Here is a 26,193-nt window from a genome sequence, read left to right on the forward strand (position 1 = left end):
TTGGGGGCTGCAGGAGCATTCAATGTATTCGTTCATTTACACCGCTGGTTCAGCCCGCGTTCTTTTCGGATCTGGAACGGTGAGGGAGCTTGGTCGTGAATTGGAGCGGCTGGGCATGAAGCGCGCGCTCTTTCTTGCGACCCCTGGACAGGAAGATTACGTAAGAGAGTGCGCCCGATCGGTCGGTTCAGTCGCCGTTGGCGTGTTCCCCAACTCTACGATGCACACGCCAGTGTCGGTCACCGAAGATGCGCTTCGGCTGGTAGATGATCTGCGTGCCGACGGGATTGTGGCCATCGGCGGGGGCTCCACCACGGGGCTGGGCAAGGCGATCGCCTGGCGAACGGACCTTCCCCAAGTCGTTGTTCCCACGACATACGCCGGGTCAGAAATGACGCCAATCCTGGGTGAAACGGAAAACGGTCAGAAGGTCACCCGCACCGATTCCAGGATTCAGCCTGAAACCGTTATCTACGACAGCGACCTGACCAGGACGCTGCCGAGAGACGTCGCCGCGGCAAGCGGCATAAATGCGATGGCGCACGCCATCGAGGCTCTCTATGCCGAAAACCAAAATCCGGTCGTGAACCTGATCGCCGTCGAGGCAATCGGCGCCTTGTATGGAGCCTTGCCGCATCTCTCGGACGGTCAAGACGACGCGACGGCAAGAGAGAGGGTTCTTTACGGAGCGTGGCTAAGCGGAATTTGCCTCGGATCAGTTTCAATGGCTCTTCACCACAAGCTCTGCCATACCCTGGGCGGCATGTTCGATTTACCGCACGCCCAAATGCACGCGGCGCTTCTCCCTCATGTGGTGGCGTACAATACCCCAGCCATTCCTGACGCCGTCAGCAAGCTACGCGGAACCTTCAATCGTGATCCGGTGCAGTCTTTGTATGAGTTAAACCAAAAGCTCCGGATCAAAGCAGGTTTAGGAGAACTGGGGATGCCGCTGGACGGCATCGAGCCCGCAATCACTGCTGTTCTGGCGCAACCGTACAAAAACCCCAGACCTTTGGAGCGGAAACCCCTGATCGAACTACTTATGCGCGCCCATGAGGGATCGCGTCCCGAACGCAGTTGAAAGTTGGAGGAGCAAGAATGAATACGAGGACGACCACCAAGGAAACTGCTTTCCTGACTGAAGAAAACTCGGTTGGGACGGTAAACGCCCGTATGGGTTCCAAAATAAGTCCGCGGATGAAGCTGGTCATGTCAGCGGTGGTGAAGCATCTCCACATGCTGACGAAGGAGATTGAACCGACGCACGAAGAGTGGCAGCAGGCGATCAGTTTTCTAACGGCGGTTGGCCACAAATGCACGGATTGGCGACAGGAATTCATATTGCTTTCCGACGTCCTCGGACTGTCGATGCTAGTCGAGGTCATCAATAGCCGTCGTCCCGCTGGCGCAACGGAAAATACGGTGCTTGGCCCATTTTATGTCCCGGAGGCCCCGCGTTATCAAAACGGGACAAATATCTGTCTCGACGGCAAGGGCGAGCCGCTGGTTGTGAAGGGCAGGGTGACAGATCTGGAGGGCAATCCGATACCTGGGGCCCTGGTGGATGTCTGGCAGACAAACAATGACGGATTCTATGACGTTCAACAAAAAGACATCCAACCTGATTGGAACCTGCGGGGTGTCTTCACCGCCGAGGAGGACGGGACGTACTGGTATCGCTCAACCAAACCCCGTTACTACCCGATTCCAGATGATGGCCCGGTCGGACAACTTCTAGGGCAGCTAAATCGACACCCGAATCGTGCCGCCCACATCCACTTCATCGTCAGCGCGCCGGGCTACGAGCCTGTTATAACGCACATCTTTCCAAATGATTGTCGCTATCTGAATGAGGATACGGTCTTCGGCGTCAGGGAGTCCCTTATCGCTCACTTCAAAGAAGTTGACACGCCTAATGAGGCCGAAAAGCTTGGGTTGAAAAATCTTGGACAGTTTAAGCCGTTCCACTTCGTCAACTGGGACTTCGTGCTTACACCTAGCGCAAAATAGCGCCCCGCAAATCACCGCTTTCCCCATGGTAACGGGTGCCAACGACTTCGATGAAGCCAGTCGCCCCGTCGAAGTGGCGCTTGCCATCCTGAACGCGCACACATCGCTGTCCACGGATCAATTCGGTGGACAGCGCCGACTGTTTCCGACGCAGGATCAATTTTCCGGGATCGAGCGGCGTCACTCATGGGTGGGGTCTCACCACCATCGCCAGGTTACCGCGATTTGCGCGGGACCTCTGCTTATCGGCAGCTCCGCCTAGCGGACGATACGTAAAAATTGAGGTTCTCACGTTGTACGAAGCGGCTCGGGTTTGGGAAGGGCGGAAGCGTAAAATCGTGTCGCCGAAGTTCTCAATGGAGCCAAGGCGGGTCGTCTGCAACGCGTTTCCGACTCCGTGGCGTCTTCGAAATTACCTACACGGCGAATTCGCCGAAAGAACCTGCTGGGCGGTGTGTCTTGGCCAGAGGCGGCCCGGGCTCCAATAGTAGGCGTCCGGGCGATTAATCCGCTCCCAAGAATTGGGCATTGTCGTCCGGATGCGGTGTCTTGCTTTCAACTAGTAACGCAATAGCGTGAAAAAAGAACTTACGAATTTTCGACTGTCAGCTTCGCGGCCCGGTTCGAGAGCTCGTGGGTCCGGCGCTGTCTTCTGCCCGATCCCGTCAAGTCTACATGCCGGCACGGGAACCGCTGCGCCACACAGACGTAGTCAAGATGGCGCAGCGCGGTCAATCAGGCAGGATGAGTAGCCCTGAATCCTACCTGAATCCGGTTCCAAAGATTGATCGCTCCGATCGCAAGGGACAGCCAGGATCGCTCTTCTGCGGTAAAAGCCTCCTCGATCAGCGCCCAATCCTCGTCGGGTGCCCCGGTCTGCGCCACGTTGGTCAGCGCCTCTGTCCAGGCAAGAGCAGCGCGCTCGCGTCGGGTGTAAATCGTTGCCTCACGCCACCCCGTCAACAGATATAGGCGCATCGGCTCTTCGCCGTCCTTGAGAGCTTCTGTAGTGTGCAGATGGATACAGAACACGCAGGAATTGATCTGCGACGCGCGCAATTTAACAAGGTGCAGCAACTTCGGCTCCAGCGGACCATTCTTGAAAGCACCCTCAAGCGCGAAGAGGTGTTTGATGCCCGGTTCAGCTAGTTTGAAGTAGTCGCTTTGACGAGATTGCATGGTTTGCTTTCCTTTCGTTTTTCAGGTTGGACTGTTCATTGGACGGGCATAACCGCCGGCGCGTCCTTCTTTTTCAGCAGCACCACAACGAACCTCGCCGGACTGGTCGTGCTCGCGTTCCTACTAATCAGGTGAATGTCGGAAGGGCTTTCGTAGTAGGTCTCCCCTGGAGCGACGGTAACCTCTTTGCCACCCTTCACCTGCATCACGATCGAGCCCTCCAGTACGTAGACGAAGGCGTGAGCGTCGTGTCGGTGGATGGGCGATGAGCCACCTGGCTGATATTCGACCGACAGCATCAATCCCTCCTTTCCGGGATAATCCTGCAAGTCCTTGGACATCAACGGCGTGACCCTCGCGCCGTCGTCTGCCGCGATCGCGACTTGTACGGCTCCTAGAGCAACAACGGCAGGAACAAGCATGGTTCGAAGAATAGACTTCATCATGGTCTCCAATGAAAGAACTCAAGGGGCAAAACACCTCCATTTGGCGGCTTTCCTTGGGTTCGGTTGTGTTTTGACCGGCATTTGCGCCGATCGGCTAAATCTCTTCCTTCCGCTGGATGGGTGATTCCTCGGTTGTCGAACCAGTTTCCAGTGCGTGACCTGATGCCTGTGGCTTCGGTCACAGAGTGGCGTTTGGCTCCCGGCACCCGGCCAGAGCGTAGCGTCTTACCCGCCGAATCCTGCACCACCAGATGGCTGTAGGATTTGTGGTAGTCCACCCCGATATGGTAATCATAAGAGGCAGTCATGCTTCCAACTCCCTTGTTGAGATCTCGAAAACCCCAATAAGATAAGCCGAAAGGCTGGAAGCGTGACTGTCCCTCGTTCATCATCGGCATCTCTCAGTGATCCGTTCTCTCAGCGGGCGCGGCCTTTTTCATGCCACCTCCTTAGCGGTTCCGGCGACGGCGGAACCAAAGAACTGGAAATGTCGCAAAGTCGCTGAACAGTGCCCTCGTTCCGACGAGCGGTTTCATGGGCTATTTCCTGCAGAGTGACGCAAGGTCGGCCAACCACCCGTCGGGCATCCCGTGGATTGCTTTTCCGCCGGGCAGCAGTGCCAAGTCACGGAGTCGAACACCCAAATAGAGCGCTTCGGGATCGGCGAGCGCGCTGTCGGTGTGGAAATACTTAAGACCGGTGATTTCCAATGCGTCGATGGCGGAGCAAGAAGAGCAGCCCGCGCAACTATCGCCGCGGCATCCCCGGCCGGAATCGGATGCCGAGGGCCCACCGTCTGAGACAGCATCGCTTCTCGCACCAGGCGTCGCAGTGCCGCTGCGATTGTTCTGCTGCGCGACAGTGTTCACTTTTGAACCTGTTCGTCCCGTTCTGCCCATGACCTTCACAGCTGGATCCCTTCAGTGTGTTATCTGAGTTGCAGAAGTCCGTGGTCTCGATTGCAACCGCGCTATCCGCGCTTCGGCGCTGGTGGAAGAATGATGCAACACGGGGTGTCATAGCTATTATTCGAACCGGCGTTTGCTCACGACGTGGCGATAGGTAGCCCTAGACCTTCTGCTAGCTTGCCCTAGCAGCACGGTTGTTCGATCCGTGCAATACCGACGCGAACGCCAGTCGCTGACGCGGTGCACTGGCCGTCCGGGGAGTCCGTGGTAATTCGGAGATTTCGTGCATGGCCGCTTGGGCAAGATTGCACGTCAACACCGGTAAATTGCAGATGCGGCAAAATATTTGCGCTGCACGAAAGCCAACCGCGCAACACGGAAAGCAGCACTTTCATATACTCGTGTTGGCTGGAATAACGCAGGAGGCAACAAGGAAAAGCGCCGTGCCGGCGATGATCAACCAAGGGTCGGAGGGCAAGGTGGTTGCGGGTTGTAGCGGCGTAATAACCTTCTCCTAGGTTCCAGTCTTCGAGGTCGGCTCAATTACCTGGATCCCTTGCTGTCATTTTAAGACTGAGCGTAGTCCCCTCGAGCACAGAGCTTTACAAGGAGATTGTAAGAGCATGCGCTAGGCGGGACGGCCGAAGCGTGCTCGATGGTGCGCGACAAAGGCGCGCACGGCCGCCGAGGCTTCGACCTTGCGGTAGGCGACCGCGAGGTCGGACGTGACGCGATTTCGCGCCAGTGAAACATAACGAACGCCGGGAAGCTGCAGGCATTGCAGCGACTGCGGCACGAGCGCGATGCCGAGCCCGACGGCGACCATGCTTATGATAGTGGTAAAATCCCGGCCTGTCGCACTGATCTTTGGGGCAAGGCCGGCGTCCTTGCAGGCATCGAGCGTATTGGAGTGGAAACCGACATCGGCGGGCTGGCGCGGCGTTATGAAGGTCTGTTCCGAGAGGGCCGTGAGCTCGATCGCATGCTGTGCGGCGAGGGGATGGGCCTCCGGCAGCGCCACGACCAGTACCTCGCGAAGCACGGTTGTCGTGGTGAGGCCGGCCGGGATCGGCGCGGGCGGGCGGATGTAGCCGAAGTCGAGGTCGCCTTCCGAAATCATCGCGAGCTGCTGGCGCATCTCGATCTCGACAAGCTGGAGTTCGATCTCGGGGAATTCATGGCGGAAAGAGGTCAGTGATTCCGTCAGCACGCCGGAATAGGCGGCCGAGGCCACATAACCGACCGATATCCTTCCTGTCTGGCCGCGCCCGACCCGCTGCAGTTCGGACAGTGCGAGGTCGGCCTGGGCGACGATCTTTCGGGCTTCGTCGAACAGCAATTGTCCCGACAGCGTCAGCTGCACGGACCGCTTGGCTCGATTGAGTAGCGGGATGCCGACTAGGCTTTCCAGATTCAGAATCTGCCGGCTGAGGCCGGGTTGGGCGATACCGAGCCGGGCGGCAGCCCGCTCGAAATTCTTTTCCTCCACGAGCGCGATGAAATAGCGCAGGTGGCGAAGTTCGAAGGTCGCCGCGCGTGGCGATTTTGGAGCCGACATGAGGTCTCGCATTGCAATAACTGAAAACGATGCTGTGCCCCCATATCATAATTCATAGTTCTGAAAAATCCTGTGCCGACTTATTGGAATGCCGGAAAATTTGACTATAGAAAGATGACAAAATCACTCCAGATTGAGCGCGTAAATGCCGCGCGCAGAGGCTTTCGTCGTCACATGTCACGCATTCACTGGTTGCTGCTTACGTCCGTCGCTTTGACAGGATTCGCCGGACAGACCGCCATGGCGCAGCAGCAAAGTGAGACCAAGCTCGAGGCGATCGTCGTGAAGGGCGACAGGGATGCCGGCGGTCCTGTCGAGGGCTATGTGGCAAAGTCGAGCCGTACCGCTTCGAAGACCGGCACGCCGCTTCTTGAGACGCAGCAGTCGGTGTCCGTCATCACCCACGACGAGATCGAGGCTCAGGGCGCTCAGACGGTGGGGCAGGCGCTGAACTATACGCCCGGCGTGCTTGGACAGCCCTTCGGTACCGATCCGCGCTTCGACGCGCCGATCATCCGCGGTTTCGACGGGCGTCAGGTCCAGTTCCTGAACGGGCTGCGGATGATGCGAACGGCCGGCGCGCCTGCCTTCGAAATCTACGGGCTCGAAAACATCGACGTTCTTCGCGGGCCCGCTTCGGTCATGTATGGCCAGGGCAATCCGGGTGGCATCATCAACATGATCAGCAAAAAGCCGGTCTTCGAGAATTTCGGCGAAGTCGGCGTGCAGGGCGGAAGCTACGAGACCATTGGTGGCTTCTTCGATTTCGGCGGCACTCTGGGCGAGCAGTCGGATTTTGCATACCGGCTGACCGGGCTTGGCAAGAACGCCGCTGCCCAGGTCGACGAACTGGACAACGATCGCTATTTCATTGCCCCGGCGCTCACCTGGCAACCGGACGAGGATACCAAGCTGACGATCCTTGCGAGTGTCCAGCACGACAATCCCAGCACGCCCTCCGGACTGCCGCCGCAATACACGCTGAACGCCACCGATTTTCGCCTGCCACGTGACTTTTATGTCGGTAACGAGTCCTTCGACCGTTCCAGCCGCACGCTTGCAAACCTCGGATATGAATTCGAGCATCGCTTGAGCGAGAGCTGGATTTTCCGGCAGAGCTTCCGCTATAGCGACTTCAATTGGGACTACCAATCGCTCGGTATGTCGACGCTTGGTCTCGCGGCTGACGGTCGGACACTCCGCCGAAACGCGACCTTTCAGGACGAGGCTCTCAATACCGTCAATATCGACAACAATCTGCAAGGCGAGTTCTCGACCGGCGATGTCGACCATACGCTGCTTTTCGGGCTCGATTATCGCCACTTCGGCAATAATGTGCGGACCCGCTTCTACCAGGCGACACCGCTCGACGTGCGTTCGCCAAGCTATGGCGAACCGATCCGGCTGATCGCGCCGACGCTCGACACGACTGTCGACAGCGAGCTTTCCCAGCTTGGTGTCTACGTGCAGGACGAACTGGCGCTTGGAGGCTGGCGCGCGACGTTGGGCTTCAGACAGGATTGGACCAGCAGCGCGGGAACGTCGCTGAATGGACTGACACGCGTTTCACGTCCGCTCGACCAGGACGATCACGAACTGGCCGGCAGGGCCGGCCTCAGCTATATCTTCGACAACGGCATTGCGCCCTATGTCAGCTATTCGTCGTCCTTCGAGCCGGTGATCGGCGCAGGGCCGGACGGGAGACCATTCGAGCCGACCTCGGGAGAGCAGGTCGAACTCGGTGTGAAATACGAACCAACCGACTGGAACGGCTTTTTCACAGCAGCCGCCTACGACCTCAAGCAGAAGAACGTGCTTCGCACCATCGCCGGCATTTCGTCGCAGATCGGCGAGGTTAACGTCCGCGGCCTGGAACTCGAAGCCGTAGCGAGCATAACGCAAGGGCTCGATTTGCGGGCGTCCTACACCTACACGGATGCTAGGATCGCCTCCGGCGCCGATGACGGCAACCGCGTCGAAAACGTCCCGGAACACATGGCGAGCCTTTGGGCGAACTACACTTTCCAGGAGGGCACGGCGCTCGAAGGGCTCGGGATCGGGGCGGGCGTGCGCTATGTCGGCCAGCGCTATGGTAACAGCGCCAACACCTTTAACCTGGATTCGGTCGTACTGGCCGATTTCGCGCTCTCCTTTAAGAAGAATGGTTACAAGGCGTCGCTCAACGTTCAAAATGTCTTTGATAAGGACTATGTCGCAAGCTGCAGCTCCTTCGGCTGCTACTACGGCGACGGCCGCACGTTCATGGGGAAGCTGACCTATAGCTGGTAGCGAAATGAGAGAGCGGGCATTGGGTCCTTTTATCGGTCGCCGGGAGCTGCTTCTCGGCGCAGCGCTTTTGCTCGCCGCGCCTGATGTCAGGGCCGACATGCCCTTGCGCATTGCTGCGATCGACTGGGCGATGTTGGAGACGCTGTGCGTACTCGGCCTCATCCCGGTTGCGGCGACGGAACTCATACAGTTTCGAAGCAATGCGGTAGAGCCGGAGTTGCCAGCCGATGTCGTCGATCTCGGATTGCGCGGCTCGCCCAATTTCGAACTGCTTCACCTCCTGAGGCCCGATCTCATTCTCATCTCGCCGTTCTACGTGCGCCACGAGGCTGCGCTTAGCCGGATCGCGCCGCTCTTCTCCCTGCCATTTTACGTGCGGGGCGAGCCGCCCTTTGAAAAGGCGCTGGCAGCGGTCGAGGCGCTCGGCGAGCGTCTCGGGCGGTCTGACAAAGCGGGAGCGCTGCTGAAGGAGATTGCCGGCGAAATCGAAAGTTACCGGCAGACGCTGGCTCCCTTGGCGAATAGGTCTACCTACGTCGTCAATATCGGCGACGCGCGACATGTCCGCGTCTTTGGTTTCGACAGCATGTTCGGCGACATGCTCGTCCGGCTCCGCCTGCCGAATGCCTGGACCGATCGTTCACGGTTCACCTTTGCGGCACCTGTCCCGATCGAAAACCTGGCGGCCGATCCCGATGCGCGCATCGTCATCGTTTCCGAGGTGCCCGTCGAGGCGCGCAGCGGCCTTCGAAACAGCATCATCTGGAATTCGCTGGAGCCGGTCCGTCAAGGACGGGTCATCCAGCTCGCCAACGTCAACCCCTATGGTGGCGTGACCGCAGGCCTGCGGTTTGCGCGCCTCTTCGCCGAAGCGATTCTTACGGAGGATCAGCGCGGATGACGATGCGGACATGGTCCTTCCTGTCGGCTAGCGTGCTCGCTGGCCTCATCCTCTTCGCGCTGGCCGCATCGAACCAGGTCCCGTTTGCGCAATGGGGAGACCTGTCTGCCCCTCCCGCAGAGCTCGGCCTCGACAAGATCATCCTGGCCTACAGCCTGTTCCCGAGAGCGGCCGTCGCTTTGGTCGCGGGCGCAGCACTCGGTCTTTCCGGCGCGCTACTCCAGCAATTATTGCGCAACCCGCTCGCCGATCCATCGACTCTGGGCATCTCCGCGGGCGCTCAGCTCGCGATCGTCGCGGCGACGCTCTATGTCCCCGAAATCGTCGATGGCCACCGAACCTTGGTCGCGCTCGCCGGGGCCGCGGGGGCAGCGGCGATCGTCTTCGCGCTCGGTTGGCGTCGGGCTTTCGAGCCGGTGACGATGGTGGTCTCCGGCCTGCTTGTGGGGGTGACAGCCGCAGCATTTTCCGCGGCGATTACGCTCGCGCGGGGCGAGTACCTCATGTCGCTTGTGACCTGGAACGGCGGATCCCTCACTCAGCAGGACTGGTCAGTGTTCCAAAACCTTGGCTCGGAGTTGGTGCTTCTTGGCCTGCTTGCCGGCCTGTTGATCCGCCCGCTGATGGTCCTGGGCCTTGGTGACACGAGCGCACGTAGCCTTGGAGTCAATCTCGGCGGCATCCGTTTTGCCATTGCCGCGATCGCCACGGCGCTTGCCGGCTCCGTAGCAGCGGCCGCCGGCCTGGTAAGCTTCGTCGGCCTTGCCGCCCCGGCATTCGTGCGCGCCTGCGGTGCTCGCCGGCCGGCGATGATCGTAGCGCTGTCGCCGGTTGCGGGGGCGCTTTTCCTGTGGCTCTGCGACGGCATCGTGCAAACCGTTGCTCGCGCGTCGAGCGAGAACTTTCCGACGGGTGCGGTCACCGCACTCGTTGGCGGTCCCTTGCTGCTCTGGCTTCTGCCCAGGGTGCGAAGCATGGAAGTGCCGCACGAGGCGCGTGAAAACGTCCATCGCAGTCACCTGAAAACAGCATTCGCCGCCTTTCTGTTTCTCGTGCCGGTCCTTGTCGCGATCGCATTCTTCATCGGGCCGTCCGGACATGGCTGGAAGATCCTGAACTGGTCGGAAACGCTCGACCTGGCACCGCTTAGATGGCCTCGGCTCTTGGCGTCTGCCGCGGCGGGCGGCCTCCTCGCGGTGACCGGCGCGGTACTCCAACGCATGACCGGCAATGCGATGGCCAGCCCCGAAGTCGTCGGCGTAAGCGGCGGTGCCGGTCTTGGCTTTGCCGCAGCGCTGACCTTCGCGCCTGATGGCGGCACGGTCGCGGTCTTCACTGGCTCCGGGCTCGGCGCGCTCATAGCCATGCTGGCGGTTCTGGTGTTCGCCAGCCGCCGGCATCTGCCGCCGGAAAAGCTGCTACTTGCGGGCGTGGCCGTTGGTTCCTTCAGCTCTGCCGTTTTGTCGGCGCTGCTTGCGATCGGCGATCAGCGGTCGTGGCAAATTCTCTCCTGGCTTGGTGGTTCTGCATCCACGGCAACGCCGGCGACCGCAATATTCCTTTGCGCTCTCTCACTGCTCGTCCTTGTTGCCGCGCTGATATTGAGCCGCTGGCTCACGATCCTGCCCTTCGGTCCTTCGATCGCCCTGTCGCTTGGTCTTTCGGTGCGGTTGAGCCGCGTGGTTCTCCTGCTTCTCTCGGGTGCTGCGACGGGCGCCGCGTCCCTGCTCGTCGGCCCTCTGAGCTTTGTCGGGCTCGTCGCACCGCACATTGCTCTGCGCGCCGGTCTCGTCACAGCGCCGCAGCACCTGGCAGGCTCGTTCCTGCTCGGCTCGATCCTGATGGCCCTTGCCGATTTCGGCGCCCGCACAGCGACCTTTCCCTACGAGCTGCCGCTCGGCCTCTTCGCTGCACTCGTCGGCGCGCCCTACCTCATTTGGCTCCTGGGGCGGCAGAAATGATGGTGAACCAGCTTCCGACGCTTCCCACGCCGTTCGCGGATGCAGCCCTGAGCCACGCAGTGCCAACGGAAAATGGTAATCTCGTCAGTCTGGACAGCATTCTCAAGCCAGGGCCGATTGCGAACGCACTGGATGGCCTGTTGCAGCGGTGGGGACCGGGTGATCGCCGGGCCGCGGCGTCGCTGTGGACGCAAGGTTATTTCGGCCGGCTGCTCCGACCGGTTATTGCCTATGGTCTCGTTCACGACATCTGGTTTTCGTTGAAGTTGTCGGATATTTACGTCGGCCTGTCTGATTTGGAGACGCCTGTCCGGTTCGTGCTGAAACGCGCTGCGCCGGCTCCGGTGAGCGAGCACCTGGGGCGGATTGTCGAAGACAATGTAAAGCCCTTGATCGTGCGGATGGCGAGGGTGACAGCCACGTCCGAACGGGTGCATTGGAGCAACGCGTCCTACACGTTATGCCGCGCTTGCGGCCATGTCCGGGATCTCTGGCAGCAGGAGACGATGCCGGCTGATGTCGCGGTGCGCTTGCGTGAGATGGAGATGCATATGTCCGCCGTCCATCCGCTGTTCCGTCTGACGCACATGGTTCCAGATGCCGCGCGCGGTATCTGCCTCCAACGAAAGGTTTGCTGCATACGCTACAAGCTCGATGGCTTGAAGAAATGCGGCACAGCCTGCCCAATCAATGCCCCGACCTTTTGCCGTCGATAATATCTATCAATGAGACGAACAGCAGGTCCAGGGATCCGCACTGGAACGAAAAGATGCCGAACCACCTCACTGAAACTCCACCCATCGCCCGCGACCAGGCCGTCGTGACGCTTCATGATGTAAGCTTTGCGATTGGTGATCGCAACTTGCTGCATCCGCTGACGTTGCAGATCCCCGCAGGACACTCCATCGCGCTGATAGGCCACAATGGTTCCGGGAAGTCGACGCTGCTCAAGCTCATCGGGCGGCAGCTTGTGCCGACCTCGGGCCGTATCGATTTCGAGGGCAAGCCGCTTGCAGGCTGGGGCACACGGGCCTTCGCCCGGCGGCTCGGCTATTTGCCGCAGAGTACGCCGCCAGCACCTGGTATGCTTGCCCGCGAGCTGGTCGCACTCGGTCGCTATCCTTGGCACGGCGCGCTCGGCCGCTTCGGTTCGGCCGATAGGGCAAAGGCGGAAGAAGCAATCGAGGTCACCGGCATCGGCCCGTTTGTTAACCGCGAGGTCGACAGTCTGTCGGGGGGCGAGCGCCAGCGCGTGTGGCTTGCCATGCTCGTCGCGCAGGATGCCATCTGCCTGCTGCTCGACGAGCCGATCTCCGCCCTCGACATCGGTCATCAGCTCGAGGTGCTCGCGTTGACTCGCGATCTCTGTCGGGACAAGGGCATCACCATCATTTCGGTACTGCACGAGATCAATATGGCAGCCCGTTTCTGCGATCGCATCGTGGCACTCCATTCGGGCCGTCTCATTGCCGAGGGGACGCCTTCCGATGTGATGACTTCGGAAGAATTGGCGCGGATATACGACGTGCAGATGGATGTACTGGAACAGCCCGGCAGTGGGCGGCGCGTCGCGCTGGCACGGTAACCCCCAACGTTCGCTCGTGGCGTGAACACTCCCGGCCCTGCAGGGTCGGGCTTCGCGTCCACCGATGGCCATGGTGTTGGGCAGGAGGAAGGCGTTTGTCACTAGGCGGCTCGGCCTCACGCGCGCCTTCCTCGCCTGCAAAGGCGTGGACGACGCCAAAGCCGGCCAGCATCGGATGATCGCGCGACAGGGTCGTCAGCCAGTCGTTGGCTTCCCGTAACGCGGAAAGCGGCACGGTGCGTTCAAGGCTGAACAGGCTCTCGATCGTCGCGATGACGACCGCCAGCGATATGCCGACGGCCAAATTCGTCAACCAGCGCATGCGGAGTGGTGATCTTGCGATAGATCTCCGGTGAGAAGCCGCCGGTGGGCTTGGCGCATCTTCCGCCTGGTTCCCAAGCCGGCGGCCAGATATGGACATGGATGTCGACGATATCGAGCGGTACGGTCATTCGGCGGCTACCTTTCTGGCTTCGCGCTCGGCAATGCCGGCTTTGACGAGCGGCACTACGTCCCGTCCGTAGGTCACGGTGTCCTCGGTCGGGTAGAAGCCGCGCACGAGGAAGTTGGAAACGCCGGCATCGTAATAGTCGAGGATGGCGTCTGCCACCTGTTCCGGCGTCCCGACCAGAGCGGTCGAGTTGCCACCCGCCCCGCTTGCCTCGGCGACCTCGGTCCACAGCCGCTTGTCCAACACCTTGCCGCGTTTGGCAGCCTCGCGCAGGCGCACGGAGCCGACGTTCGAGGGTAGCTTCTCGCCGTTGCCGCCGGCCGAACGCGCTTTCTGTGACTTCACCTTCTCAAGGATATCGCCGGCCTTTGCCCATGCGGCATGTTCCGTCTCGGCCACGACGGTGCGGAAGGCGAGGGTGAAGCGGACGTCACTGGCCGACCGGCCATTGGCAATAGCGGCTGCACGCACCTTGGCGATTGTCTCTTTCGCTCCGTCCAGCGGTTCGCCCCAGAGCGCATAGATATCGGCGTGTTTGCCGGCGACCGCGATCGCGGCATCCGACGAGCCGCCAGAGGAGATCGGGATCCGCGGCTTCTGATAGGGCTTGACCTGGCTGAAGGCGCCCTTGAACTTGTAGAAGCGTCCTTCGTAGTCGAAGGGCTCGTCGCTCTCCCAGGTCTTCTTCAGCACCGACAGATATTCGTCGGTGCGGGCATATCGGGTGTCATGATCCTCGAAATCGCCATCGCGAGCCTGGTCGCTGTCGGAACCGCCGGTGATGATGTGCACCCATAGGCGACCCTCGGAGAACTGGTCGAGCGTTGCGAGCTGCCGGGCGCCGAGCGTCGGAGCCATCAGGCCAGGCCGATGGGCAAGTAGCGCCCCGAGCCGCTGTGTCTGGCCGAAGACGAAGGCGGCGATCTGGTTGTTGTCTGGCCACTGTGCGAACTGGCCGATCAACAGCCGGTCTATGCCGGCGGCTTCCGCTGCCTGCACGTGACTGCCAATATACGCCTTGTCGATGATCGGGCCGGTCGCCGGAACGATATCGGATCCCTCCCTGTTGGACGTGTGGCCGATGAATTCTGATGACATCGAAAACTCCTTGAAACTCACAGTCAGCGTTGCTCCTTAGTCTATTTAATAGATCGATAATGTCGATTGCGTTTTGGGTGCCGATCTTGGGATGAGTTTTCAACGGCTTGCCAATGTCGGGATTTTTCGTTCAACCTCCTGCCCTGGGACGGTGGCCGATGCGTCTGGTACCAGGACGCAGATGGACATGCCCGCCGATGATCGTCGCCGCCATTCATCAGAGGATGTCCAAACCTCGTAAATTCGAGAGAGCATGGCTCCGACGTGAGATATTCCGTCGCGGTGTCCCCGGCCGTGCAGCATTTTCCAAAAGCCAGCGTGACTTTAGAAATCTATTATCACCATAAATTTGATAGATTATATATCGTGAAACGGATCACCCAATGATGGGTGCACGAAAACAAACCAGCGCTCTGCGTCTGCTTGGGGATATCCTGATGACATCAACACCTATCAGCCCACCGAAACCGACACGCCGCGCCTTTCTGCTCTCGTCCGTTGCGTTGGCGGCCGTCGTCGCCGTCGGGGCTATTCCGGAGATCTCGTTTGCCGCGGAAGAGCCGACACGCGGCGGTAGCGTTTCGATCAATATAGGCACCGAACCGCCGGTCCTTGTTCTGATCGCCCACAGTGCGGGCGCTGCCTACTATATCAGCGGCAAGGCGACCGAAAGCCTGCTGACTTATGACCGTGATTTCAACCCACAGCCATTGCTGGCGACCGAGTGGACGGTCAGCGAGGACGGCCTGCGCTACTGGTTCAAGCTGCGCCAGGGTGTTCGCTGGCATGACGGCAAGGATTTCACCGCCGAGGATGTCGCATTCTCTATTTTGGCGCTCAAAGAGCACCATCCACGCGGGCGAGCGACGTTCGCACATATTCAGAAGGCAAACGTCCTCAATGCCCATGAAGTGGAACTGATCCTTTCCAAGCCTGCTCCCTATCTGCTCACCGCCTTTGCGAGCTTCGAGGCGCCGATCGTGCCGAAGCACCTCTACGAAGGCACGAAGATCGCGGAGAACCCGCACAATGTCGCGCCGGTTGGCACCGGACCCTACAAGTTCGTCGAATGGGTGCGCGGCAGCCACGCGCTTTTTTCGCGCAACGAGGACTATTGGGGATCTCCGAAGCCCTATCTCGACCAGATCATCTTTCGCTTCATCATCGATCCGGCGGCAGCGGTTGCCGCGATCGAGACCGGTGAAGTGCAAGTCTCCACCGCCAACTTGCCGCTGACCGATATCGAGCGCCTGAAGGCGAACCCCAATCTCGTCGTCGATACCGATCCGGCGCCCTATTCGCCGAGCATCGCCCGAGCCGAGTTCAACCTCGAGAACAAGTATCTGGCCGATATCAAGGTGCGTCACGCGATCGCCCATGCAGTCGACAAGGACTTCATCGTCAACACCGTCTATCTCGGCTATGCGACGCGACTGGACGGTCCCGTCAGCGCCGACCTTGCGAAATTCTACACGCCGGACCTTCCGAAGTACGAGTTCGATCCTGCCAAGGCGGAGAAGCTCTTGGACGAGGCCGGCTACGCGCGAGGCGCCGACGGTTTCCGCTTCAAGCTGTTCATCGATCCCACTCAGCCCTCCGGCCCACCCAAGCAGACGGCGGAGTATATTGCCCAGGCACTTGCCAAGGTCGGCATCAAGGTTGAACTGCGCACCCAGGACTTTGCGACCTTCGTGAAGCGGGTCTTCACCGATCGCGATTTCGATATCGCCATCGAAGGCATGAGCAATCTTTACGATCCGACCGTCGGCGTGCAGCGCTTATACTGGTCGAAGAACTTCAAACCGGGCGTGCCGTTCACCAACGGGTCTAAATATTCCAACCCGGAAGTCGACCGGCTCCTCGAGACCGCCGCCGTCGAAATCGATACCCGGAAACGGTTGGAGCTCTTCAACGCGTTCCAGAAACTGGTCGTGGAAGATCTGCCCACGCTCGACATCGTCACCCCGGCGGTGATCACCGTCTACGACAAGCGGGTGAAAAACCTCAAGCTGGGTGTCGAGCATCTCTGGGCCAACGGTTCCGACATCTATCTCGACGAGTGATCGATGGCACGGTGCAGTCTGCGGGAGATCCGGCTGCACCGGTTTCTTCAGTCTCGGAGTTGACGAGTGACGACACTAACCAATGTGCAGACTGCTTCACGCCCGACACGTGCGGAACTTCTTGCGCGCGTTCCTGGGTTCGCGGCGGAAGTCGCCACGGGCGCGGCCGAGCGCGACCTGTCGCGTGAACTTCCTTTCAAAGCCTTCGAGCGCTTTCGCCAGCTGGAACTTGGAACCCTGCGGATTCCGGTGGCGCTCGGGGGTCCAGGCGGTTCGGTTGCCGACTATATCGAGATGATCGCGGCGATCGGCGCTGCCGATTCCAATGTTGCGCATGCGCTCCGGTCGCACTTCAACTATGTCGAAAACGTCATTCTGAGTGAACCGCGGGAGAGGGATGCGGGTGCGATCGAGCTGATCCTCTCGGGAAAGCTCTTCGGCGGCGCCCACACCGAACAGGGTACCGCTCGGCCCGGCCAGGTGACGACGACGATCGTCAGGCAGGGCGATACCTATAGGCTCAATGGCCGCAAGTGGTATGCAACGGGAACGGCATTCTCCGATTTTGCCTCGTTCAGTGCGCTGGACGAGCACGGGCAGGCGGTCGGCGTTCTCTTGCCCGTCGATAGACACGGCATCACCATTCTCGACGATTGGGACGGAATGGGTCAGCGGCTGACCGCCAGCGGTGGCGTGATCCTCGAAAATGTCGAGGTGTTCCCGCACGAGTTTACCCGGCGCTCGCTCGACAATCTTGTCGGCCGCCATTGCTCGACATTGCGCCAGTTGCATCTCGCGGCAAGCGCTGCCGGTGCCGTCCGCAATGTTCTTTCCGACGGGCTTAGCTACGTCAGCCGCCAGGCGCGTTCCGCCGCCCACAGCATGGCGGAAACCGCGACCCAGGACCCCTTCGTCCAGCAGGTCATCGGCGAAATCGCCGCCAATTCGTTTGCCATCGACACTGCGGTGGCTGCGGCCGCCAGCGCCCTGGATCGGACGGTTGCGGTTTTAAACCGGGGCAACGAAGCGGAGATCGAAGATGCCCTCATCGCAAGTGCGCTTTCAACCGCCCGCGCTCAGCTTGTCCTTGGCCAGCTTGGTCTGCGAAGCGCCGAGCGCTTGTTCGATCTGGGTGGCGGGTCAGCGACGTCCCGTAACAACAACTTCGACCGGCATTGGCGCAATATTCGCACGGTGCTCAATCACAATCCGCTGCTGCACAAGGCGCGCGTCGTCGGCGACTATCTCCTCAATGGTACGACCATCCATCTGAAGGAAGGGAAGGTCTTCTGAGGGGATTACTCCAATTGACCGCCACACCGGACATCAGCTGGAGGGGCAGTGCATCGCGCGCGGCAGTCGACGCCGGTTAGGCCCCGAAGGCTAGGCAGAAGAGCCCATAATGTGGGGGTATGCAAAAAATCCGAGCGAGGGAATTGCCGTCATCGATACGCAGCTTCAGTAGCAGGTGCGGATGATCGAAAGATTGCCGTTTGGATGCGGATACCGGACAGCGCGTCAATGTCGTGGCCATCTCCGGAGGAAAAGTAGGTCTAAATTCTGCGGCCGAATGGAGCGCGGCGTTTGACGATCGTTCCAAAGCGTTCAACCAGAGTGGCGCATTGTCGCCAAGGCGGCCTATTTGGGCAAACAAGACTTTGCTTTTGGCTGCTGTGGCGGAGTTCGAGCAGACCGTAGCGGCGATCCGAATCGAAGACCGCAGGCAGCATAGCGCGGACCTTTTTGGACCGAAGACTGCCCGAGAGCTTTGGAGTACTTCTTTATATTGAATTCTCAACTGAACCGACACGCCTCTTCCGGCAGTTCGGGACTACTGGAAGAGGTCCAGGGTGGCGTCAAATTGCCAATGGTCCCTTCGTTTGGCTAATGTCTTCCAGGCAGGCCCGTTTCATTGAATCCCCAGGTATGTGTTCGATAAAGGCCTCGGTCACCTTTATTTCATGCCCAATCTGGCGTGCCAGGGGAGAGTAAAGCGTGCGTCCCAAATCCGTCGGTTCCATCGACAGCAATCCGTTCTCGCATGGCCGATCGTCGTCCCATCCCAGATGGTCCAGGATTGGGTAAAGACACACGCCCTCCACAGGTACTCCCGCCTTCATTGCGGCTCGTGTCTCTTCCGCCACATATTCGAGCCAATCCGGACGACGCTCACCCTCAATGCCGGTTTCAGCAATCAGCATCGGTCTTCCGTAACGGGCATAAGTTTCGACAAGGATTTTCCCGAGCGGCTTGTGGAGCGGGTGGTCGACGTCAATGTGAGAGCCGCCGTGGACCCATTGATTGTTGTGATAGTAGTTGACGCCGATGATATCGAGGTATCGTTCTGCGCCGCCGAGCTGCGGCCACAGGCGGCCGGCGATCATGTCCCACCCCTGGAATTGAGAGAGCCGATGCCCCTCGGCAGCGCCGCGGTCCTGCGGTCGATCAGGTGCTGCGACAATATTGATGACGGGGTCGCAATGGACGAATCGCGCGCGAGGGTCAACGCCCAAAATGGCTTTCATAGAAGCAAGTGATGACCGTGCGAGTTGCGCCTTCAACTCAAAACCCCTGCGCGTTGCCCACGGGTTGAGGTAGCCAACCTCGCCGCCAGCCCAGGACAAGAATGAGATTTCGTTAACCGGCGCATAAAATGGGGGAGCTTCGATTTCCTCTCGCATTACTTTGGCGACGGCGCCGGCAAAGAGGGCAAAACGTTCGACGAAAGCGGGCGACCAGATGTCGATATGATCCGGCCAACCGTAGTGGAGTAGATCCCATACGACCTGGGTGCCAGTGCGCCGGTTGGCCCGAATCATCGGCAACGCACTGTCCCACTCGTATCGTCCCGGCGATGGCTCGATGAGATGCCACCGCAATCCATCACGGACAGTGCGCATTCCGAGCGCATGCAGTTGGCGATAGTCGTTCTCCACGTAAAGGTCGTGTTTCGTTGATGCAATTACGTCGAGCCTTCTGTCGGGCTGCCCCTTGCTCCTGGCTCGGATTCGATGCGTCGAGCATTCGAAACCGGCTTGGAAAAAAGACGAAAACAAACCGGTTGGACCGCGTGCAATTCTCTCGGCGAGTACGTCGGCGAGCAATTTTTCCCACTGGGGAATGACCGCCTCCACGCTATAAAACTCTTCGACATGGGCGCGAAGCCGTCGGCCGAGCCGGGTGCGCAGGGTGGGCGAGTTCGCGAGAAGCATGATCTTTTCGGCGACCGCCTGCGGATCATCGTGCGGCACGAAGTACCCCGTGACGCCATGTTCGATTTGCTGGATCGAGCCATTATCCGCTGTTGCGACCACCGGGAGGCATGCGGCGCCTGCTTCTGCGAGGACATGAGGCATGCCTTCGCCACTAGAAAGCCAGACCAACATGTCGATCGAGACCAAGATGTCCGACACATCGGCTCGATCGCCGAGGAATGTCAAAGCGGAATCCAGCGCAAGTCCGTGGGTTAGGGCGCGCAATAGCTGCGCATATTGCGGAAAGAATGCATCCGGGCCGCCAACGATCAGGAAGCGAACATGAGGGCAATGGTCACGAACGATCGAGGCTGCACGTATGAACGTCTCGACGTTTTTCTTCGGATCGAGGCGTCCCACCCACCCGACGAGGATCTCGTCATCCGAAAATCCAAGCTGACGACGCATTGCGGATCGCCTCACCGGATTGAACTCCTTCAAGTCGACCATGGATGGGATTTCAATGGCGTGATGTTCTCGTCCAGGCATTCTGGAGGCTGCTGCCTCGCGGATGGTACGACATACCCCTACATACCGGCTGGTGAAATGCTTCGGACCACCCAATGCTTCTGAAACCAGTCCGCCATGCTCGATCAAGGGCGGACGCAAGTGAAGGCGTTCAAGAGCTGGGTAGAGGTCGGCAACGTTTTGACAGGAGACGACGATATCGTAGGACGGGATCTTGTCGGCGAGGTAGACGACGGTATCCTCCAACGAAAGCCCGTAGGGCGTCGTGTCCACTTCGACGCCCATGGCACGAAGCTGCTCGTGCGTTTGCTCGGGCATGTCGTCCTTTCGCAGACATGCAACAACTTCGATCTTGTAGAGGGAATGGTCGAGGTTGGCGGCAAGCAGGCGGACCTCCGTCTCTTCCCCGCCAACGACAAGCCATCCAAAGACGAAAAGCACGGTTTTCGGGCGCTCGGGCTCCTTCATTTCTGCACCTCGAATACAATCTGCAGGAACTCGAACTGCCGCGCCAAAACGCTTGAAAGAAATGCTGGAGCATCGTTGAATGGCACCACGTGAGTAATCAGATGTTCCTTGATCAGGGCGCCTTCATTGCGCAATAGCTTGATCGTCTCTTCGGCGAGACGACGCCGATCCCAGTGAGGAGAAAGCCCGCGAGGAACACGATTGATTTGCGCGCAAAGGATGTTCAGTCCGTTATGGTGGAATTCCTCGCCCAACCGCAGCGCGTCTGCGCCCGACTGGTAAAATGCGAGATCAATCACGCTTGCCTGCGGCCTTAGAGCTTTCAAGGCGACGTTGAGGCTTTCCGAATGCGCCCGTGTCTGGAAGACCAAATCGGCGCCCCGGTCACCACCGCCGTTGTGCCATCGTGCTTTTGCATACTGCCAAGCGTGATCCTCACTCATCCCAAGAATGCCTAAGGCCTCCGCTTTGCCGCGACGAAACTTCGACGGGTCGGCGATGACGATCTCCGTTGCACCAAGCGACTTGGCAAAGAGCGCAGTCAACAGGCCGACGGTCCCGGCTCCGACAACGAGAATCCGTCGCCCGGCCAGGCCGCTTCCGAGCGAAGGAACAAAGGTCCCGAAAGAAGCCGCATCGGCATGCAAGATGCCATTGGCGGCGATGGGACCCATTTGTGCGACGAATATCCCAAGAATGGGTTCAATCGCGGGGGGAAGAGGAACGAGAAGATCGTGATACGGGTTGGCTGTGTGGCCGGTCTTATGCGCGTAGGTCGTCGCCACGACATCGCCTTTTGCATAGCCCACAGACTTGCTGTCGGCGACGCGTGCCACTTCCATGTAGCCAAGAAATGGAACCGGATACTGAAGTCCAGGCTCGTTGGAAATGAATGAACACCGATCATTGTCGAAGCGGGAGAAGAAGTACGGGTTGGTGTTTTTGAGAAACGTCAGCTCGGTACCGGCAGAAAAGCCGGTGAACAGCGTCTCAAGTTGCACCTCCTCGTCGCCGGGGGGCCCCTCCTCATAGTCCAGGAAGTACAATTCGCCAGGGCCCGAGACACCAAGCGACCGAATAGTACGGCTCGTCATCGTTGGAACCTCCTAGAACGTGTTGAGATCGATTGGCAGGCCACTCTCCGCTGACCTGGCGATCGCCAGGGCAATGCGGTGGGTCGAGAGCGCCTCTTCATATGCACAGCGGATCTCATTGTCGCCGCCGCGTATCGCATCGACGAACGCACGATCCTCCAACCACACAGGATCTCTTTCCGCGCGGCGCACAGGGCGGCCTTCTCCGACATCCACCATGATGTCGCGATCCGTCAATTGAATCGCCAATCCGTCGGCAAACAGGTTCAGTCCTATGTGATGTCCCCACCGTAAAGCGCATGTGGAAGCGATGTTGCCGATGGCACCGGATGCGAATGCGAGGCTGGCTGTGCTTGAAGTCGCGACGTCGAGTTCGGGAAAATCGTCACGCCTCCTGTGTGCCGCCTGTGCGAACACGCGCGTGACATCGCCAACCAGGTAGCGGGCGAGATCGATGATGTGGGTGGCTTGTTCCACCATCTGGCCGCCTGAGGTCTCCTTCTTCCACCACCATTGCGGAGGGGGCGTCTGATCCAGCCAATAGCCGGAAAGGAGTTGGGCTGGGTTTTCGCTCAAACGCCAGCGCGCTTCCTGAACGATATCCAGATACCGCCAATGGTAACCGACCGCTGTGATCAAACCAGCGTCGGCGATAGCGGCAGCCAGTTCCGTGGCAAGCTCAAGGTCCAGTGTGATCGGTTTCTCGACAAAGAACGGAATCCTGCGGGCAATCAGTTCACGCTCGACCTTACCATGGGCGAACGGCGGGATGCAGATATAGGCGGCATCGATCTCCTGGTTCGCCAGCATCTCTGGACACCCCGGGAAGGCTTTGGCGCCAAACTGAAAAGCGGCTTGCCTTGCCCGATCGAACTCCGGGTCGCAGAATGCGACGAGGTGCACGTCGTCGAATCCCGCCAGAACTTCAAGGTGGCGTCTTGCGATTCCGCCCACCCCGACAAATCCGATACGCGTACGTTCCATGGGTCTGTACCCTCTCTGCATGCCCATTTCTGTTTTGGAAGTGGCTCGATAGATTTCTTCCGTTTGCGCGACCATCCTGGCTGCTGTGAAAAGTCGTTCGAACCTCGCTCGTTCTGCCCGTCCTGTGCGGGCTGCCGCGATCGGGTCACTCATGACCGAGCAAATTGCCTCAGCCAAAGCATGGGGCCGCCCCGGCTCCACGAGGTAGGGATGATCGTGCCCGAGAGCCTCGATGGTTCCCCCGATTGCCGTGGCGACGACAGGAACCCCCGCCGACATCGCCTCAAGAACGACCAGCGGAAGCCCCTCGAACCGAGAGGCCAGAACGAAGAGATCCGCCGAGGCCAGCAGGGACGCGATATCATCCCGCTGTCCGGCAAATCGCACCGCCTCTTTGATGGCGAGCTCGGCCACCAGATCTCTGACGGCAGCCATTTCGGGGCCGCTGCCAACCAGCAGTAAAACCGCATCTGGATATCTTGCCAGCACAGCCGGCATTGCTCGCACGAGCGTCGCGTGATCCTTTTGCGGTGAAAAACGGGCAATCGAGACGAGTGTTCTTGCCGAGGGCGAGCCCCACTGCGCGCGCGCGTCCTTGCCATCGTCCAGAGACAAGATGCCATTGCGAATGACGCAGATCTTGTCGGGGTCAATGTCGGCCTCCAAGAAGGTGGCCCGTGAGGCATCAGAGACGACGATCAGTCTCGCCACAGCACTGAGGCCCTCCCGAAACTCCGATTTCTGCCTCTCATCGGTAAGGAGAAATGGCAGGTGCTCCGTTCGTATGACGGGAATGCCGGCTGCCTTGCCCGCATGGGCCAGTGCATGTCCTTCCCATCCGATCCCGGCGTGAATATGCAGCAGCTCCGTGCCGCTTGATCGCAGCCAATGGCCGAAACTATGGATGTCGCCGAGGGCTTTTACCGCGAGTCCCAAGGCGATTGCCTTCTCCACGAATGCGCCATCGCCGAGTGGCGCGGCCACCGTAATGTCGTATCGGTCGCGCAGCCGTTCGCCGAGCACCAGCATGTGGGCTCCCATACCGGAGGGATCGCAACTTTCCGTTGCGAGTACCAGTCTCCGCCTCTGTGGGAGCGGGCTCACCGGACACCCAACCCGGCGTTCACCTTTTCTTTGTTTTGCAATCTCTTAAATGCCGTCAAGGCCTGTCCGACGACCTGATCCATATTATAGTAGCGATAGGTGGCCAGCCTTCCGACGAACGTCACGTCCGTGCGCGAACGCGCAAGCTCAGCATATTGGCTGAAGAGTTTCTGATTTTCTGATCTGGGGATTGGGTAGTACGGATCGCCTTGCGAACAGGCATATTCAAAGCAGGCAGACGTCTTCGGATGGATTTGTCCGGTGATATGTTTGAATTCAGTCAGCCGTGTGTAAGGTACGGCTTCGGAAGGAAAGTTGACCACGCCGACAGGTAGCAGGCGCCGCTGATCGTACGTCACGTGCTCGAAGCGCAAGCTCCTATAGGGAAGACGGCCAAACTCGTAATCGAAGAATTCATCGATTGGTCCGGTGAATATCACGTGGGCGTCCGCAAACCGGGGACGAATATCGCGAAAATCTGTCTCCAGCAGGATCTCGATGTTTTCGCCAGCCAGCATGTTCTCGAACATGTCCGTGTAGCCGTTCTTCGGCATCGCTTGAAAAATGTCCTGGAAATACCGGTCGTCAGTGTTCGTGCGGGTCGGAATTCGCGCCGTCACTGCCTTGTCGAGCTGCGAAGGGTCCAGTCCCCATTGCTTGCGGGTGTAGCCTTCGAAAAATGTCCGATAAAGATCCGTTCCAACCTGGGCGATAACCACGTCCTTCGAGGTGCGGATCTCTTCAGTTGGCTCGGCCTTCCCGGCGAGGTATCGCGCGGCGGCAGCGTCGTCCTCAAGATCAAGGCTGTACAATTGGTTTAGGGTCGTCCGGTTGATGGGTATCGGCAACAGCTTGCCGTCTACCTGGGCTAGCACCCGGTGCTCGTAGTGCCTCCAGGCCGTGAAGCGCGACAAATAGTTAAAGATCGCTTCGCTATTGGTATGGAAAATGTGCGGTCCATATTTGTGAACCAGGATACCGTTTTCATTGTAGAAATCGTAGGCATTGCCTCCGATGTGGGGGCGCCGGTCACATACAAGAACTCTCTGCTTGCCCTCGTTGGCAAGACGCTCGGCCAAGACCGCCCCCGCAAATCCCGCCCCGACGATCAGGTAATCAATTCGGTGGTGCCTCGAGCTCTTTCGTGACGTCTTTCCCACGTGACGCAAAAGGGGCCCCGGCGCCCGCACAGCAGGATCCAAGACCTCATGAATTAGCCGATCCATACGACGGTGAGTGTCATCCCAGGAAAGTGTTGCCAGTCGTTCGTCGACGACCTTCAGCCAGTCCCCATGCTTGGGTCCCAATTGAAGCGCTGCCTCGCACGCCTGCACGAAGGCCGCGGCATCGGCTGCGACGAATAAGCCATTGATGTCTCCGTATTGCCTCACGACATCTGTGATCGGCGTGCTAACGACGGGAAGTCCTGCGGCAAGGTATTCAGGTGTCTTCGTCGGACTGATGAAACGGGTGGCGTCGTTGCGGGCAAACGGCATCAACGCGACATCCCAGCCGGCAAAATACGCAGGGAGCCTCGCATAATCCTTCTGCCCCAAGTAATGGATGTTGGGTGCCCGCGGCAGTTCCTCCGGTGCGATTTTGGCGATCGGCCCGATGAATACAATTGACCACCACGGACGCTGATCGGCCAAGGCCGCGACGAGGTCCAGATCGAGACGTTCATCGATAACCCCGCAGAAACCGAGTATCGGGCGTGCAAACGGCGCTTGATCGTCGGGGATGTCGGATATTGCGCGCGCCGACTGGAAATGACCGACGTCGACGGCAGAAGGGAAGGGATGTATGTTATCATGGAGAAGCCGCTTGGCTTCATACAGGCTATAACCGCCCGTGAATACGACGTCGGCCCGGCGCATCAGCTCTTGCTCCAACTCGCCCACGAGCGGCGACGCAAATCTGAAATTCGCGAGTTCATCCATGCAGTCGTAGACGACAGCGGCGGCGGCGACATGCCGAGCCAATGGGAACATCATCGGCGTGTAAAACCACAGGATCGGCGGCTTTCGCCCGATGAGTTCGAGTAGGTCGTCAAGCAGCTCGGTCAATCCAGCCTGGCGCTCCGCTTCGCTCCAACGATCTGGCACTCTCGGGCGCACGGCTCTTACCTTCGAGCCGGCGAAGGAGTGAAATTCAAGATAGGGCAAATGATGATTGGTCGGGATAAACTCCTCGAAGAAGTATACGTTGCGCTCCCGCGAGAACCGCTGCATCAGATGTTGCGGCCGTTGCAGCACGAAATCCCACCGAAGATGGGAAAAACAGATTAGCGGTACATCAGAATTTCGGTGGATCTCATCTGTTGATAAAGAATTTGGCAATATATTCATAAATCAACCGCGCTTCAGACG

Annotated in this window: 16 protein-coding genes and 2 pseudogenes; 9 read left to right on the plus strand and 9 right to left on the minus strand. The window is 59.4% G+C overall.

Annotated elements, in window-relative coordinates:
• Positions 1-22: 22 nt before the first annotated feature.
• Positions 23-1,084, plus strand: coding sequence for a maleylacetate reductase (locus ASD02_RS11790; RefSeq protein ID WP_057220881.1), 1,062 nt, complete (start codon positions 23-25; stop codon positions 1,082-1,084).
• Between the two features lie 17 nt (positions 1,085-1,101).
• Positions 1,102-2,013, plus strand: a complete 912-nt coding sequence (locus ASD02_RS11795; RefSeq protein WP_082523713.1) for a dioxygenase — start codon at positions 1,102-1,104, stop codon at positions 2,011-2,013.
• Between the two features lie 735 nt (positions 2,014-2,748).
• Here the strand turns inward: ASD02_RS11795 and ASD02_RS11805 are convergent.
• From ASD02_RS11805 to ASD02_RS11820, 4 genes and pseudogenes are all read right to left on the minus strand, one after another.
• Positions 2,749-3,192 (minus strand): carboxymuconolactone decarboxylase family protein, encoded by a 444-nt coding sequence (locus ASD02_RS11805; RefSeq protein WP_057209658.1) that lies wholly within the window; start codon positions 3,190-3,192, stop codon positions 2,749-2,751.
• 35 nt (positions 3,193-3,227) lie between these two features.
• Positions 3,228-3,635 (minus strand): cupin domain-containing protein, encoded by a 408-nt coding sequence (locus ASD02_RS11810; RefSeq protein WP_057209659.1) that lies wholly within the window; start codon positions 3,633-3,635, stop codon positions 3,228-3,230.
• 206 nt (positions 3,636-3,841) lie between these two features.
• A pseudogene (locus ASD02_RS39735) lies at positions 3,842-4,036 on the minus strand (IS110 family transposase); the annotation flags it as partial.
• 1,138 nt (positions 4,037-5,174) lie between these two features.
• Positions 5,175-6,104, minus strand: coding sequence for a LysR substrate-binding domain-containing protein (locus ASD02_RS11820; protein ID WP_057209715.1), 930 nt, complete (start codon positions 6,102-6,104; stop codon positions 5,175-5,177).
• 240 nt (positions 6,105-6,344) lie between these two features.
• Between ASD02_RS11820 and ASD02_RS11825 the strand changes: the two genes are divergently transcribed.
• From ASD02_RS11825 to ASD02_RS11845, 5 genes are read left to right on the plus strand one after another with little or no spacing between them, the layout of a single operon-like run.
• Positions 6,345-8,393 (plus strand): TonB-dependent siderophore receptor, encoded by a 2,049-nt coding sequence (locus tag ASD02_RS11825; protein WP_244494206.1) that lies wholly within the window; start codon positions 6,345-6,347, stop codon positions 8,391-8,393.
• A gap of 4 nt (positions 8,394-8,397) precedes the next feature.
• Entirely contained in the window at positions 8,398-9,294 is an 897-nt protein-coding gene (locus tag ASD02_RS11830; RefSeq protein ID WP_057209713.1) for an iron-siderophore ABC transporter substrate-binding protein, read from the plus strand.
• A complete protein-coding gene (gene fhuB / locus ASD02_RS11835) occupies positions 9,291-11,255 on the plus strand; it encodes a Fe(3+)-hydroxamate ABC transporter permease FhuB (protein WP_057209712.1) in 1,965 nt (654 codons plus the stop codon). Before ASD02_RS11830 ends, fhuB begins: the two co-directional genes overlap by 4 nt.
• Positions 11,252-11,971 carry a siderophore-iron reductase FhuF gene (gene fhuF, locus ASD02_RS11840; RefSeq protein WP_082523719.1) on the plus strand — a complete coding sequence of 240 codons (720 nt, stop codon included), beginning with the start codon at positions 11,252-11,254 and terminating at the stop codon, positions 11,969-11,971. Before fhuB ends, fhuF begins: the two co-directional genes overlap by 4 nt.
• A 53-nt stretch (positions 11,972-12,024) precedes the next feature.
• Positions 12,025-12,840: an ATP-binding cassette domain-containing protein gene (locus ASD02_RS11845; RefSeq protein ID WP_057209708.1), complete on the plus strand. Its 816-nt coding sequence runs from the start codon at positions 12,025-12,027 to the stop codon at positions 12,838-12,840.
• A gap of 242 nt (positions 12,841-13,082) precedes the next feature.
• Here ASD02_RS11845 and ASD02_RS11850 read toward each other — a convergent pair whose 3' ends face one another.
• Together ASD02_RS11850 and ASD02_RS11855 are read right to left on the minus strand one after the other, a co-directional pair.
• A complete protein-coding gene (locus tag ASD02_RS11850; RefSeq protein WP_057209705.1) occupies positions 13,083-13,292 on the minus strand; it encodes a hypothetical protein in 210 nt (69 codons plus the stop codon).
• Positions 13,289-14,389 (minus strand): LLM class flavin-dependent oxidoreductase, encoded by a 1,101-nt coding sequence (locus ASD02_RS11855; protein ID WP_057220896.1) that lies wholly within the window; start codon positions 14,387-14,389, stop codon positions 13,289-13,291. The genes ASD02_RS11850 and ASD02_RS11855 overlap by 4 nt, the downstream gene beginning before the upstream one ends.
• A gap of 437 nt (positions 14,390-14,826) precedes the next feature.
• Between ASD02_RS11855 and ASD02_RS11860 the strand changes: the two genes are divergently transcribed.
• Positions 14,827-16,452 carry an ABC transporter substrate-binding protein gene (locus ASD02_RS11860; protein WP_057209721.1) on the plus strand — a complete coding sequence of 542 codons (1,626 nt, stop codon included), beginning with the start codon at positions 14,827-14,829 and terminating at the stop codon, positions 16,450-16,452.
• Between the two features lie 66 nt (positions 16,453-16,518).
• Positions 16,519-17,745 (plus strand): acyl-CoA dehydrogenase family protein, encoded by a 1,227-nt coding sequence (locus ASD02_RS11865; RefSeq protein ID WP_057209702.1) that lies wholly within the window; start codon positions 16,519-16,521, stop codon positions 17,743-17,745.
• A gap of 563 nt (positions 17,746-18,308) precedes the next feature.
• Here the strand turns inward: ASD02_RS11865 and ASD02_RS11870 are convergent.
• The 3 genes and pseudogenes from ASD02_RS11870 to glf form a co-directional block, all read right to left on the minus strand.
• Positions 18,309-20,642 (minus strand): glycosyltransferase family 4 protein, encoded by a 2,334-nt coding sequence (locus ASD02_RS11870; RefSeq protein WP_057220883.1) that lies wholly within the window; start codon positions 20,640-20,642, stop codon positions 18,309-18,311.
• Positions 20,639-23,761: pseudogene (locus ASD02_RS11875) on the minus strand (glycosyltransferase). Before ASD02_RS11875 ends, ASD02_RS11870 begins: the two are co-directional and overlap by 4 nt.
• A gap of 59 nt (positions 23,762-23,820) precedes the next feature.
• Entirely contained in the window at positions 23,821-26,055 is a 2,235-nt protein-coding gene (gene glf, locus ASD02_RS11880) for a UDP-galactopyranose mutase (RefSeq protein ID WP_113567105.1), read from the minus strand.
• Between the last annotated feature and the right edge of the window lie 138 nt (positions 26,056-26,193).

This window comes from Ensifer sp. Root1252 (assembly GCF_001425885.1).
GTDB lineage: Bacteria > Pseudomonadota > Alphaproteobacteria > Rhizobiales > Rhizobiaceae > Ensifer > Ensifer canadensis.